Origin of the sequence: Streptomyces cyaneus, from assembly GCF_004028635.1 — a bacterium.
Lineage (GTDB): Bacteria > Actinomycetota > Actinomycetes > Streptomycetales > Streptomycetaceae > Streptomyces > Streptomyces cyaneus.
In genome coordinates this window covers 289,170-303,308 of the sequence record NZ_RQJW01000010.1, presented here as the reverse complement: position 1 = coordinate 303,308, position 14,139 = coordinate 289,170, and the positions used below count along the sequence as shown (strand labels likewise).

Below are 14,139 nucleotides of genomic sequence, written 5' to 3'. Positions count from 1 at the left end.
CTTGAGACAGCCACGGCCCTGACCAGGCGAAAAGACGTTCTCAAGGTATGAACCAATCACTCAGCGCTTTCCGACGGAACGTCATTTCGTATGCCGTCCTGCCATGAAAAGGAAAGGCTTCCGTGCAGGTTTCCCACCCCCCACGCCCGCCGTACCCGCCCCGCCCCGGACTGCCCCTCGGCGAACCGGATCCGGACCTCGTCGCCCAACTGGGCGGCGACGTCGACGAACGGCACCACGCGACAGCCGTGTTGCTGGCCCGCCACTGGCTCTCCGCCCGCGACTACGCGCTTCTGTGCCTGGCCTCGGCGACCCCCACCGCCCAGTTCGTGGCCGCCAGCGCCTTTCAGCGGCTGCTGGACCGGCTCGCGAGCGGAGCGCCCGCCGCCGCCCTGCGCCCGCAGTTGCTCGTGACAGTTCGTGAGACCGTCCGTGCCTGGGCCTCGAACGACAGGACCTGCGCAGCCATACCGGAACTACGCAAACCGACCGGCGGCCGCGGTCTGCACGCGGCCAAACCGGGAGCGCCCGGGCACCGGAAACTCGCCGAACGCGCCTTCGTGGCGTTGTCGGATTTCTCCCAATGCCTTCTGTGGCACACAGAAGTCGAGGCGGAACCCATAGAGATACCCGCCGGTTTGCTGGGTATGGAAACCGTTGCCGCGAGAACGGCAGTGGGCCACGCCCGTGAACAATTCCGGAACGGCCTGGTCCGGGCCCACATGCAATTCGCGCCGTCCGCGGAGTGCCGGTTCTACAGCAGCCTTATCGACATTCCCATTCGTCGGGGCGGCACACTGCTCCCCGATGTCCAGCAGCATCTGACGCGGTGCACCCATTGCCGGTTCACAGCCGACCAACTCGCATATTTCGACGGCAGGCTGGGGCTTCTGCTGGCCGATGCCGTGCTCGGCTGGGGAGGCCGGCGTTACCTCGCCACGCGCCCCGGCCGCAGCACCCCCGAAGCGTGGCAGCCCGCACCGGAGCGGGACCAGGCAGCTCCGGTCACAGGCGGACGCCACCGCACCACGACCGAGAGGAGACATCGCGCACTCGCCGCCGCGGCCCTGGCCTCTCTCGCTCTCCTGGTGGCCGTGCTGGCAGCCCAGAACTGGTCCGATGACAACGACACGCCCGCGCCGAACACACCGACATGGGGAGCTCCCGCCAACAGTTCCCCGAGCCCCACCTCCACCGGACAGGCTGGCGCCGTGTCCTCCACCTCACCGGGCACCTCCGGCACACCTGCCCAGGGCAGGCTCCGCAACCTGGCCACCGGAATGTGCCTGGCCGTCGACAGCCGGGCTGCGGTCGGCGCGGGCATCCGGCTGACAGCGTGTTCGTCGGCCGAATCCGAGCGGTGGACCTACGAGTTCGACGGTCTGCTGCGCAGCGACGCCGACCCCTCCCTCTGCCTGGCCGCCGACCCACAGACCCGCAACGTCCGACTCTCACTGTGTGTCGCGCACACCGGCGAGGTGACGTACATCCTCACGAGCCACGGGGAGCTCCTGCTGCGCCGACGCCAGGACCTGGCTCTGGCGCCGGACCCGAACGACAAGCCCTCCGAGGTGGTCGTGTCCGACCGCGACGCAATCAGCGGCCAACAATGGGCGCTCGAGGCCGCATAGGTGGAGGGCTTCTCCCAAGTCCCGTACGTAGCCGCACAGTTCGAGAATGTGACGCGACAGGGGAGCGACGGCATCAAGTGGATCCGTGCGGTGAATCACCCCTGGCGAGGACCCAAACCGTCCACGTACGGCCATCGACTCCTGGGAAAGAGCGCCCGAACTCTCGACAGAACCCGGGTAACCGGCGGTAACTTCAGCCCCGTCCCCACCGCAACCGCTTTCTCTCTCCAGGAGCCACACCCCCATGCGCAGACTTCTCGCGTGCCTGACGACGGCAGCCGCCGTTCTCGGCGGGCTCACCGCGGCCGCCGCCTCCGCGGCGGCCGCCGACTCCGGCACCTTCAGCGTCCTCAGCTACAACGTGGCCGGCCTGCCAGAGGCCATCTCCAGCGCCCCGACGCCCCGCGAGTCGGCCACCACGACGATCGGCGAGCGGATTGCGCCGTACGACATCGTCCACGCCCAGGAGGACTTCAACTACCACGCCTACCTCTACGCCGCCGACACCGCCCACGCCTACCGCACCCCCACCAGCGGCGGCGCCGGCATCGGGAGCGGACTCAACACCCTGTCGAAGATCCCCTACGACGAGGACGACTTCGAGCGGGTGGGCTGGAACACCTGCACCTACGGCTCGGGCGACTGTCTGACCCCCAAGGGATTCACCTTCATGCGTGAGCGTCTCGCCGAGGGCGTCTACGTCGACTTCTACAACCTGCACACCAACGCCGGTGTCAACGACGACGACCTCGCAGCCCGCGCCGACAACCTCAGCCAGCTCACCGACTTCATCGCCACTCACTCCGCCGGCAACGCGGTCGTCGTCATGGGCGACACCAACACCCGCTACACCCGCTCCGGCGACACCATCGCCGAGTTCGCCGCCGCCAATAGCCTCACCGACGCCTGGGTCCAGCTGATCCGCGGCGGCGTGGCCCCCACCAAGGGCAGCGACGCGCTCGTCTGCGACCAGACGGGAACCACCGTCCCGAACGACTGCGAGGTCGTCGACAAGATCCTCTACCGTGGCAGCAAGCTGGTCTCGCTGAACGCCACGTCCTACAACAACGAGCACTCCAAGTTCCTCACCGACGACGGGCTGATGCTCTCCGACCACGACCCGCTCACCGCGGGCTTCACTTGGTCGCGCAACGCCGCCTTCCAGCTCAGCGACCAGTTCGGCGGCCCGCACGGCGACTACTACAACGACATCGACAGCGTGCCCGCCGGCGCCCGCGCCACCACCATCGCCCTGCGCGCCGGGTCCCGGGTCGACCAGGTGAGCCTCACCCTGGCGAACGGCACCACGCTCACCCACGGCGGGACCGGCGGCACCGCGTCCTCCCTGACGCTCGGCAGCGGGGAGTACGTGACGACGGCGTACCTGTGCCAGGGCCAGAAGGACGACCACACGCGGATCTTCTACGCCAAGTTCACGACCAACCTCGGCAACACCCTGGCCGGCGGCACCACAACCTCCGACTGCGTGACCCGCACCGCGCCGTCCGGTTGGCAGATCGCCGGATTCCACGGCCGGACCGGCGACGAGGTCGACAAGGTTGGCTTCATCTACACCCAGCGCTGACCCACCTGCCCCGGGGCCGAACGACTCGCGCCCCGGGGCACACAGGAAACACATGAGCGCGCCAGGACGATTGACGAGCACATGATCAAGCTCTGCCGGCGCAACACGCTCTACATCCAGGCGCTGCCCTTCATCGCCAACGCCTGCACCATCTACCAGTTCCACGCGTTCTTCCGGAGGCTCTTGGCGAGTATCGAGGATGCCGGTGTTCGCGGCGCCGACAGCACGCCTGACAACGCGGGTGGGCGCACCCAGGACCTGAAATTCCGGCCTGTCCCGCCTGTACCCGCTCGCAAGGCCAGGCGGAACGACACCATGGGCCCAGCTCACATCCAACGCGCCGCGACTCCGCCAGGTCGGGCTACGACGTCCGGCAGTGGCTGGGTATCCGCGTGGGATTCACCTCGGACAGTGTCCTGCTGCCGCTCGCGATCATCGCGCCGCCGCTGATCCCCGGAGCCGACATGGGCCCAATGGGCAGCGCCGACAACGTGTTCATGACGAAGGCGTACGCGCGGACTTCGGCGCGTCAGCCTTTCGTATGAGTTTCCCGCTGGCCACAAACCGCTCCGACCTGCGAATTCCGGCACGCGGTCCCCTCCATGAGAGGCCAGAGGGTGTCGACGACCCGGTCCGGAAGGCGGGCGTCCCGGTCGCCGGTGCGAATGTAGGACGAGTAGAAACTGCCGATCATCATGTCGGCGACGACCTGCGGGTCGACCCCAGGGCGCAGGACTCCTTCCTCGCGCAGGTGGTGCAGTGTGTCGACGAGGGGCTGCACGCGAGGGGCGACGGCGTGGCGCCGTACCAGTTCCAACAGGCCAGGATTGTGCGCCACCTCGGTCAGGACGTTCCCGATGAGAGACATGCCCCGACCCGTGGAACCGAACGGGGTGGCATAGCGCAGCGCTCGCTTCAGCGCCTCGACGGGGGGCAGTTCCTCCAGCGAGCCGAGCGGGTCGCGTTCGCGCTCCTCCTGGAAGTTGAAGTCCAGCGCGTCCACGACGAGGTCGTGCTTGTTCGCCCAGCGCCGGTAGACGGTGGGCCTGGTGACACCCGCGTCGGAGGCGATGTCGCCGATCGTAATGCGGGAGTAGCCGTCCGACGCGAACCGCTGGATGGTCGCCCGGAGGATCGCCTTCTCCACCGACGGGTCACGCGGCCTGCCGGGCCCCTTGACCGTCGCTGGTCGCTCCCTGCCGTTTTCGGCCATCTCGTGCATCCGCTCAGCGTAACTTGCCATTGCTTTACTTGACAGTCACGTAACGAAATCAGGATGGTTGGTCTGCACACGGAGAGATCCGATCCAGGAGGCACTGTGTCAACTCCCCCCACGGACACAGGCGATGGGAAGAAGTACCTGACCGTGCACCGCACCGACCTGCGGGCGCACGGTGTCAGACGAGCCGCCGACGACGGCCGACGCAGAGTCGGCGGAGAAGGCCGGACAGGCGGACGCCCGTTCACGAGGAGCGGTCCTTCCCGGAGTTGATCCGGCCGGGCCGCACGACCTGGCCTCCGGAGTCGGCCGACGGCCGGCCACCCCACGTCCCGCACAGCCACACAACGCTCCCGGTGCGCCCCTCGTCCAGGAGCCACCGACCGGTTCCGGCACGGTGCCGACGGCCCGCGTCCCACCAAAGCCGCACGGCTGTCCACGCCGCCCCCCTCAATCCAGACCGCGGTGCGTGCCTGTGCGCGGTGCGGCCGTGATGTCGGCCGGTTGCCGCTGCCCGTATGCCGGGCTGCGGGGCCACGGCGGAGTCCTCGACCACGCCCCGAACCACAAGAAGCAATATTTGATGGAAAGTCGGTGAAGATGGTGTCTTCGGCACCTGAAGAGAACGGCCGCGGCACAACGACGCCCGAGCCCTCACACTCCGGCATGACGACCGGCGACGAACACTCGCGCGGCGCCGGGCGGCTGGAGTCGGTGGACGCCGCCGTACGGGACCCCACGGACGGCTTGGCGCACAGCATCGCCGCGCTCATGGAGGCGTACGCCGAACGCCCCGCCCTGGGCGAGCGGGCCAGGGAAGCCGTGACCGACCCGGTGTCCGGTCGCACTGCGCTGCGGCTGCTGCCGCGTTTCACGACGATCACGTACGCCGAACTCTGGGAGCGGGCGGGTGCGGTCGCGGCCGAGTGGACACTCGACGACCAACGCCCTGTCAAGCCTGGGGACTTCGTCGCCACCTACGGTTTCACCAGCGTCGACCACACGGTGCTCGACCTGGCCTGCCTCCGCCTGGGGGCGGTGGCCGTGCCGTTGCAGTCGGGCGCCCCGGTCTCGCGTCTGAGGCCCGTCATCAAGGAGACCGGGCCGCGCGTCCTGGCGGCCAGTGTCGAAGTCCTGGACAGTGCGGTCGAGTTGGTGCTGGCCAGCGCGTCGAAGCCGCGGCTGGTCGTGTTCGACCACCACCCGGAGATCGACGACGAGCGCGAGAAGTTCGAGGCCGCGCGCCGACGGCTCGCGGACGCCGGCCTGTCCTGCATCGACGCCCTCACCGCCGTCACAGAGCGAGGCCGCACACTTGGGTGCCCTCCGGTGTACCGGCCCGCGGCGAGCGACGACGACCCGACGCGGCTGCTCATCTACACCTCCGGCAGTACGGGGACGCCGAAGGGCGCCATCTACACGGAGCGGATGCTCACGCGCCTATGGACGGGCTGGCTCCCGGCGCAGGACGCGCTCTCCCCCACCACCATCAACTACATGCCGCTGAGCCATATGGCAGCGCGCGCCTCCCTCTACGGCACTCTGGGGCACGGCGGCACCGCCTGCTTCACCGCGAAGAGTGACATGTCGACCCTGTTCGAGGACATGAGCCTCACCCGGCCGACCCAACTGCTGCTGGTACCGCGCGTCTGCGACATGCTCCACGAGGAGTACCGGACCGAATCGGCCAGGCGGGCCCCGGAGTTCACCGACACCGATGCTCTGGAGACCGCGGTGCGGGCGGATCTGCGCGAGCGACGCCTCGGCGGCCGAGTGCGGCAGGTGACGTGCGGCACTGCACCGATCTCGCCGGAGCTGAAGCGGTTCGTGGAGTCATGCCTGGAGGTGCCCCTGCACAACGGTTACGGGTCGACCGAGGCCGGCCCCGTCCTGCTCGACTCTCGGGTGCAGAGGCCTCCGGTCATCGAGTACAAGCTGGTCGACGTGCCCGAGCTCGGCTACTTCACCACGGATGTTCCGTACCCTCGAGGGGAGCTGCTGCTCAAGACCGAGTGTGTCACTCCCGGTTACTACAAGCGGCCCGAGGCCACGGCAGCGGTCTTCGACGAGGACGGCTTCTACCGGTCCGGCGACATCATGGCCGAGACGGGGCCGGACCAGCTCGTGTACGTCGACCGCCGCAACAACGTCCTGAAGCTGGCCCAGGGCGAGTTCGTCACGGTCTCCCGGCTGGAGAGCGTCTTCGTCACCAGCCCGCTCATCCGGCAGATCTACGTCTACGGCAACAGCGAACGCGCCTACCTGCTCGCCGTGATCGTGCCCACCGACGAGGCGGTGCGGCAGGCCACCAGCCATGACGACCTCAGGCGAACGCTGGCCGAGTCACTGCAACTGATGGCGCGGCAGGCCGAGTTGGAGACGTACGAGATCCCTCGCGACTTCCTGGTCGAGCCCGAGCCGTTCAGCGTGGAGAACGGCCTGCTGTCGGAGGTCCGCAAGAACCTGCGCCCGCAGCTCAGGAACCGCTACGGCGACGGTCTCGAAGCCCTGTACGAGCAGTTGGCGGGCGGACGGCAGGAGGTCCTGCGTGACCTGCGCGAGGCCGGGCCCGGCCAGCCGGTGTTCGAGGCGATCCGGCGCGCGGCCAGTGCGCTGTTGGGGTCTCCGGCTGCGGACCTGAGCCCTACTGCGCGCTTCACGGACCTGGGCATCGACTCGCTGTCGGCGCTCTCGTTCTCCCGGCTGCTGCACGACATCTTCGAGGTCGAGGTCCCGGTCGGCGTACTGCTCAGCCCGGCGAACAACCTCAAGGGGATCGCCGATCACATCGAGGCGGCACGCGTATCCGGCACACGGCGGCCGTCGTTCGCCACCGTGCACGGACCCGGCAGTTCCGCGGCGCGCGCCGCAGACCTCACGCTGGAGAAGTTCATCGATTCCGAAACCCTGGCAGCGGCTCTCCGGCGCGGCCGTCCGCCGGAGCAGTCGGCTCCGCGGACGGTGCTGCTGACCGGGGCCAACGGCTATCTCGGCCGGTTCATGTGCCTCGACTGGCTGGAACGCCTGGCCACCACGGGAGGCAGGCTGGTCTGCATCGTGCGGGGCCGTGACAACGCCGATGCCCGGCGCCGCCTCGACGCCGCCTTCGACAGCGGCGACGAGGAACTGCTGCACCGCTACCGGGACCTGGCCGCCCGCCGTCTCGACGTGTTCGCCGGCGACGTCGGCCAGGGTCGGCTCGGCCTGGATCAGGACATGTGGAAGAGCCTGACCGAGGACATCGACCTGATCTTCCATCCGGCCGCACTGGTCAACCACGTCCTGCCCTACGACCAGCTCTTCGGCCCCAATGTCGCCGGCACCACCGAGCTGATCCGGCTGGCACTCACCGGCAGGACCAAGCCCTTCACGTACCTGTCCACCGTCGGCGTGGCCACCGCGTTGGACCCCTCGCGGCTCGACGAGGATGCCGACATCCGGGAGGTGAGCCCCGTACGCGAACTCTCGGACGCCTACGCGGGCGGCTACGCGACCAGCAAGTGGGCCGGCGAGGTACTGCTCCGGGAAGCCCACGACGCGTGCGGCCTGCCGGTGACTGTCCTGCGCTCGGACATGATCCTCGCCCACCGCCGCCACACCGGTCAGCTGAACGTGCCCGACATGTTCACCCGCCTGCTGTTCAGCCTCGTCACCACCGGCATCGCACCGACCTCCTTCTACCGCACCGACGATGACGGCAACCCCCGGCGTGCCCACTACGACGGCCTGCCCGTCGACTTCGTCGCCCGGGCCGTCAACACCCTCGGTACGGACAACACCGACGGCTACCGGACGTACAACGTCGTCAACCCCCACGACGACGGCATCTCGCTCGACACCTTCGTCGACTGGCTCACCGACGCCGGCCACACGATCCACCGCATCGACGACCACGGCACCTGGCTCACCCGCTTCGAAACCGCCCTGCGGGCCCTGCCGGAGACACAACGCCGGTACTCCGCACTGCCGTTGCTGCATGCCTTCCGACGACCGGACGAACCCGTCAACGGCTCGCTCGTCCCGGCCCACCGGTTCGAGAAGGCAGTCCAGGAAGCCGGGCTCGACGGCGGGGGCATTCCGCACCTGTCCACCGACCTGATCGCCAAGTACGTGACCGATCTGCGCCACCTCAACCTGCTCTGACGGCCGTTCGCCCGGGGCAGCACGCGAGGGAACCGCCATGGCAGTCGAGTGCGTGACGGTGGGGGTGGGCCGGCGCCCTCACCGGTCATCGTGGTGCAGAAGATCGACCACACTCGTTCGTCGATGTGGTTCGTCGATGTGGTGGTCCTCGTCGAGGAGTTCGCATGCCCTCTGGTCTTCGACGCAGAGGACTGCTGCCGAAGGTGCTCCGCTTCGCCGGCGGAGCGGAGCACCTTCCGAAAGCCGGCTGCGCATCCGGCACGTGGCGCGGGGGCCCGGGCCACGCTCTGCGGCGCGCTTCCCCTCGCCCCGGATACCCAGCACCGAGCCGGTGCCGGCCGGAGCCGGGGGAAGTGGGAGTCCACGGCCCTGACACCCGCCGCCATGGTGCTGACTCGGCCTGCACAGCGGTGGCCGGCCCGTGGCGCAGGCCAAGGGTTCCCCTCGGGTACAGCGCCCGTCGGGCACCCCGCGCCGCGTACGAAGTCCCGGTGCTCGTCCGGGGCTGACCCCGACCGGCAGGGCGACCTCCTTACAGCGCAGTCCGGGAACATGGCGGGCGCCGGGAGATCGCGCTGGAGTCCTACGACCGTGTCGTCGGCCTCTCAGGCTGCTGCTGCTGCGACGGCGTCGCGGTGGCGTTGTGCGGCTGCGGGGAAGAGGTCGAAGGCGCGGTGGCCGAGTGCGTCGACTTCTTGCGGTGTGAGGACGTGGGAGTTCTGGAGCGCGTCGATGTTGCGTTTCATGTTGTTCTCGTTCGAGCAGGGGACTCCGGCGTCGGCGCCGTAGACGATGTGGTCGGGGGGCACCATCGTGACGGCCGCGGCGAGGTTGGCGTCTGTGCCGGCCGCGGCGGTGTCGAGGTAGAGCTTCGCCAGGTCGGTGCGGATGTCGTCGGCGGTCAGGCCCAGTGGGTTGAATACATAGTCCTCCGCCCCGAGCAGCCCGAGGCGGCCGGAGAGCGCGGGCAGGGCGCCGCCGCAGTGGGCGAGGACGACGGTGAGACGGGGGTACCGGCGGAAGAACCCTGTGTAGAGGAGGTCCACGACGGTCCGGGTGGTCTCGAACGGCAATTCGACCAGGACAGCGGTCTGCCGGAACGGGGGCGGTACGGCGCTCGGATGGATGAACAGCGCGGCCGAGCGCCGGTCGAGCTCCTCCCACACCGGCGCCAGACGCGGGTCCCCGAGCCGGACACCTGACCGGCGGGTGGTCAGCAGGTAGCCGTCAGGGTGGGTTTCCGTGTCGCCGCGCGCGATCTCGGCCAGCGCCGCGTCCGGGTCGTCGGTGGGCAGCGCGGCGAGCAGGCCGAAGCGGCCGGGGTGGTCGGCGACGAGCTGGGCGCCGTAGTCGTTCCAGGCGCGCAGTTGCGGCAGCGGGGAATCGACGGGCACCGGGCTGAGCATCTGCATGGCGATGCCCAGGCGATCCATAGTGGCGAGCATCGCCTCGGGTTGCCAGTGGTAGGGCTCGGGTGCCAGGAGGTGCGCGTCCCGCAGCTGACGCCACTGGGCCTCACGCTCCTCTGCCGTGGTCGGTGGGGTGAAATGCGCGTGGATGTCCACCCAGCCGTTGGTCTTGTCCATGATGCGTCCTTCCGTAAATTAAATTGCACCCCGGTGCAACAAGCTTGATGTTTGCACAAGAGTGCAACAATGTCCACATGAGGCAGACGGAGGGCGAGAAGCAGGACGGGAGGACGCGCAATGCCCGGGCCAACCGGGAGCGCGTCTATGCGGCAGCGATCAAGGTGTTCACGTCGCGCGGCTACGACGCCGCCACGATGGACGAGATCGCGGCGGAAGCCGGGGTGGCACGGCGGACCGCGTTCAATCACTTCCCTGCGAAGTCGGACATCGCCACGGAGTGGGCTGTACGAGGCGGGGAGTCAGTGTTCGCCCTGGTCCGCGACGTCGACCACATCACCTCTGCCGCAGACCGGGTGCGGGCATATTTCCACGAGCTGGCCCTGACGGCGGAGCTGAACTGGGACGAGACCCGGCAGATGACAACCGGACTGCTGCGCGGACACGGCGTACCGCCCCACCGCTCACGGCTCTCCGCGGAACTGCGCGACTGGCTGCGTGACTGCCTACGGGAACGACCGGGCAACGGACCGACGCCCTCCGCCGATCCCGCCCTGACCGTAGACGTGCTCTACGACGTCTTCCAGGGCGCACTCATGCGACGGCTGTCTCAAGAGACTGCGCCGCACCGGACGTTCACAGCCGAGGTGGACGCCGCGATCGCGCTCGTGCTGGCCGGATTCGCGAATGGTGCAGGACACGCATAGACGAGCGATGGTGAAGAGATTGCCGTGTGGGGCCTGGCGCGCATTCCACGAAGGCAATCACGTGCGCAGGCTCGTGTGACCCTTGGAGGTCGCGCAGGTAGGTGTGTGCTCATGGACGGCGGTTCGGGCGTTCGTCCCGGCGGTAAGTCGTCCATGCCTGACGGATCATGCCGCGCACGGTGATGACGGTGTCGGCCAGGACGATGAAGGCACCGATGACGGTAACCCGGCACTCGTAGCAGCGAGCGAGGCGGTGAGCCGTACTGTGCGACGGCGTCGCTCGTCGCAGGATTCAACCGCTCCTCGACACCTCAATGAGCTACACGCCCGGGAAGGTGCACGCCAGGTCAGTTCGTCCAGCCCATCAGCGTTGTCGAGCGCCGATGGCGGAGTGGTGGTTCGTGGGCGCCTGCGTCCGCGCGCCGGAGCGGGCCAGATCCGCGGGGAACTCATTGGCGACGACGAGCAGATCTGGCGCCGCACCATATGTGCTGCGTCTCCAGTTGCTCGGTCTGTCGGGAATCCGGCCGCGTGCCCGGCGTCAGCACGCGCAGCACGGCCGGTCGGCACCGCTTCCCGATCATCAGCCGAAGGGAGGGGATCAGCCCGGCCCACAGCAGGGAGCGCTTCCACCAGTCGATCCCGGCCGAAGAACAGGTCACGGTCCTCCGGCTCGAACCGTGCCGTGAATACGGCAGGGTGTCTCCGTGGGGTCGGCCGCGCACGGTCCCCGGGCTCGCCGACAGCTCCGGGTCTCCTTCCGGTCGGTCAACTACCCGAACCGGTACCTACGGCACTACAAGTACGCGCTCCAGGTGGACGTGAACGACGGCACGTCGGGATTCGCCGCCGACGCGACCTTGGCCGGGGCCACCCCGCCACCGACGGGCTCGGCCTCCTGGAACAACTCCGCCGGCAATATCGACTTCGACGCCGTCAAGCAGCAGACGGACACCCTGCTCTCCTCCGGCATGGCCGCGGCCAGCTACCGGACGGGATCCTGTGGCCGACGGCATGGAGGCCGTCGCCGACCACATCCAAGCAATGCCTGCTGGCCGACATCTGTACCGATGGCGGCCAGCCGGGCTGCGGCTACTACTACCCAACACCATCGGCCTTCTTCGATGTCGGCCCGGCGGAGACATTAGGCACCAAGACCGTCACGTACGCCTCCCGCCAACCGGGGAGCCGACGGCCGGACAGGACTGCGGCGGACGGACACCTACCCGGGACGGCGCAGAGGCCCCCGGTGCCGTCGGCCCCTGAGGCCGGTCCCCTCTTCGGGGCTGTCGCCCGGTCTAGGGCACGGGGGACAGATCGAGTGATACGGGTTCGTCGCGGTCGCAGTGGAGCCTGCCGTCGACGACCCGTGCGGCGGCGACCTGGAGTGAGGAGCGGCGAGTGGCGTAGGTGTCGTCCTGCGCGGTGTCACCCACCCGGCCCGGGTGGGTGAAGTAGAAGACGTAGGCCGTCTCGCCCTGGACGACGACGTCGGCGTGGAGGCCGATGGTGCCGTCGTCGGGGCAGCTGCCGGGCTTGTCGAGGATCAGGCCCTGGTGTTCCCAGGTGGTGAGGTCGTCGGAGCGCAGTACGCCCTGGCCGCGCCATTCGTCGACGAGCATCCAGTAGTGGCCGCCGAGTTCGAAGACGTTGGGGCCCTCGTGCGGGCGATGGCCGACGGCGAGGCCGGTGGGGCGCCATTCGTACAGGTCCGGGCTGTCGGCGGCGTAGGTGAGCGAGCCGCGGCGGCCGTCCTTGAACCACATGCGCCAGCCGCCGCCCGGCAGCGGGAACACGCAGGCGTCGATGACCCCGTCGGAGCCGAGGTCCAGGGCGCCGTGGTGGGTCCAGTCCAGCAGGTCGGGGCTGGTGTAGTGGCGGATGTGGGCGGCGCCGTTCCAGTCGTCGCGGATGCCGCGGATGTAGCTGACGTACATGTGGTAGAGGCCGTTGTGCCAGATGATCTCCGGTGCCCAGAAGGTGTTGCGGCCCCATTCGGTCTCCAGGCCGGGGAGGGTGCCCCGGTAGGTCCAGGTGCGACCGCCGTCCGCCGACGCGGCCACGCCCAGGTCGGTGCCGTACACCCAGGAGACGCCGCGGCCGGGGGCCGTGGTGCGGCGGTTGGTGTAGACGAGCCACCATTCGCCGGCCTGGCGGTTCCAGATGGCCACGGGGTCGGCGGCGCCGTCGTGTATCGGGTCGCGAAAGAGTGGCGCCTCGGCCACGGGGTTCACAGGGGTCTCCTTTGTTCGTGCTCATGCGGCGCGGCGGGTTCAGCCTCCCGTCGACTCCCGGATCACCAGCGAGAAGTCGCCGACGAAGTCCCGGTGCCGCGTCGAGGGCCCGGTCTGGTCGATGCGCCGGACGAGGAGGTCGACCGCGCGCTCGGCCATGCCGTCGTGATCAGGATCGATGGTGGAGAGGGAGGGGATGAAGAACTCGCTGTCCGAGACGTTGTCGAAGCCGATCACCTTGACCTGGTCGGGCACCCGGATCCCGGCATCGGCCAGCCCTCGTATCACGCCCATGGCCAGGGAGTCGGTCACGCAGAACACTCCGTCGAAGTCGAGCCCGCTCTGCATCATCTCCCGGGCGCGCCGCGCACCTTCGCGCATATCGAGCCTGCCCACCTGCTGGATCAGGCCGGGGTCCGCGGGCAGGTCGGCATCCTCGAGTGCCTGCCGGTAACCGGTGAGGCGGAGGCTGGAGGGGTTGACCTCTTCCACGGCCCCGCACAGGATCGCGATGCGCCGGCAGCCCCGCTCGACCAGGTGCCCGGTGGCCGCCCGGGAAGCGTCGAGGTTGGGCATGGCGACGTGGTCCACGGGACCGCCGAAGATCCGGTCGCCGAGGACGACCACCGGGTGCTCCACCTTGAGCTGCTCGGCGTCGGCCTGGCTCATGCCGGCGGCGCTGAGGATGAGCCCGTCGTACTGGTGGTTGCGCGACAGGGACAGCGCGTCCAGCTCGTTCTCCCGGGAGGCGGTCTGCTCGATGCTCACCCGCAGGCCCCGGCGCTCGGCGGCGGCGATGATGCCGGCGGCCAGCCGTCCGTAGTAGGCACTGTTGACCTCGGGGACGGCGAGACCGATGACCCCGGTGCGGCCCTTGCGCAGATTGCGGGCGGCGACATTGACCCGGTAGTCGAGCCGGGTCATCGCCTCCAGGACCTTCGCCCGCGTCGACGGGCGCACGTTCGGATGATCGTTGATGACGTTGGATACGGTCATCGGTGAGACTCCGGCCGCCTTCGCCACGTCCTGCATCG

At 69.0% G+C, this 14,139-nt stretch carries 10 protein-coding genes and 2 pseudogenes; 6 read left to right on the top strand and 6 right to left on the bottom strand.

The genetic code is table 11. The features are described from left to right. Positions 1-122: 122 nt before the first annotated feature. From EHO50_RS33570 to EHO50_RS44250, 3 genes are all read left to right on the top strand, one after another. Positions 123-1,631, top strand: a complete 1,509-nt coding sequence (locus EHO50_RS33570; RefSeq protein WP_128435014.1) for an RICIN domain-containing protein — start codon at positions 123-125, stop codon at positions 1,629-1,631. A 244-nt stretch (positions 1,632-1,875) separates the two neighbouring features. Continuing rightward, the gene (locus EHO50_RS33565; RefSeq protein ID WP_128435013.1) at positions 1,876-3,216 is read left to right on the top strand and encodes a jacalin-like lectin; all 1,341 of its coding nucleotides are present in this window, start codon (positions 1,876-1,878) and stop codon (positions 3,214-3,216) included. 392 nt (positions 3,217-3,608) lie between these two features. Then, positions 3,609-3,761, top strand: a complete 153-nt coding sequence (locus EHO50_RS44250) for a hypothetical protein (protein WP_164905016.1) — start codon at positions 3,609-3,611, stop codon at positions 3,759-3,761. Here the strand turns inward: EHO50_RS44250 and EHO50_RS33560 are convergent. Further along, a complete protein-coding gene (locus EHO50_RS33560; RefSeq protein ID WP_128435012.1) occupies positions 3,746-4,459 on the bottom strand; it encodes a TetR/AcrR family transcriptional regulator in 714 nt (237 codons plus the stop codon). The genes EHO50_RS44250 and EHO50_RS33560 overlap by 16 nt on opposite strands. A 642-nt stretch (positions 4,460-5,101) precedes the next feature. Here EHO50_RS33560 and car point away from each other — a divergent pair. Continuing rightward, positions 5,102-8,578, top strand: coding sequence for a carboxylic acid reductase (gene car / locus EHO50_RS33555; protein ID WP_128435011.1), 3,477 nt, complete (start codon positions 5,102-5,104; stop codon positions 8,576-8,578). 605 nt (positions 8,579-9,183) lie between these two features. Here car and EHO50_RS33550 read toward each other — a convergent pair. Beyond that, complete coding sequence (locus tag EHO50_RS33550) at positions 9,184-10,164, bottom strand: amidohydrolase family protein (protein WP_128435010.1); 981 nt, start codon at positions 10,162-10,164, stop codon at positions 9,184-9,186. Between the two features lie 77 nt (positions 10,165-10,241). On the opposite strand from EHO50_RS33550, the gene EHO50_RS33545 reads away from it, so the two are divergent. Next, positions 10,242-10,871: a TetR/AcrR family transcriptional regulator gene (locus tag EHO50_RS33545; protein ID WP_164905015.1), complete on the top strand. Its 630-nt coding sequence runs from the start codon at positions 10,242-10,244 to the stop codon at positions 10,869-10,871. 109 nt (positions 10,872-10,980) lie between these two features. Here the strand turns inward: EHO50_RS33545 and EHO50_RS45370 are convergent. Then, positions 10,981-11,124: pseudogene (locus EHO50_RS45370) on the bottom strand (IS5/IS1182 family transposase); the annotation flags it as partial. A gap of 470 nt (positions 11,125-11,594) precedes the next feature. Between EHO50_RS45370 and EHO50_RS33540 the strand changes: the two are divergent. After that, positions 11,595-11,731: pseudogene (locus EHO50_RS33540) on the top strand (AbfB domain-containing protein); the annotation flags it as partial. Here the strand turns inward: EHO50_RS33540 and EHO50_RS44245 are convergent. The 3 genes from EHO50_RS44245 to EHO50_RS33530 form a co-directional block, all read right to left on the bottom strand. Further along, positions 11,668-11,826, bottom strand: a complete 159-nt coding sequence (locus EHO50_RS44245) for a hypothetical protein (protein WP_164905006.1) — start codon at positions 11,824-11,826, stop codon at positions 11,668-11,670. The pseudogene EHO50_RS33540 and the gene EHO50_RS44245 overlap by 64 nt on opposite strands. 343 nt (positions 11,827-12,169) lie before the next feature. After that, positions 12,170-13,105: a glycoside hydrolase family protein gene (locus EHO50_RS33535; protein WP_128435008.1), complete on the bottom strand. Its 936-nt coding sequence runs from the start codon at positions 13,103-13,105 to the stop codon at positions 12,170-12,172. A 39-nt stretch (positions 13,106-13,144) separates the two neighbouring features. Continuing rightward, entirely contained in the window at positions 13,145-14,137 is a 993-nt protein-coding gene (locus tag EHO50_RS33530) for a LacI family DNA-binding transcriptional regulator (RefSeq protein WP_128435007.1), read from the bottom strand. Positions 14,138-14,139 lie beyond the last annotated feature (2 nt).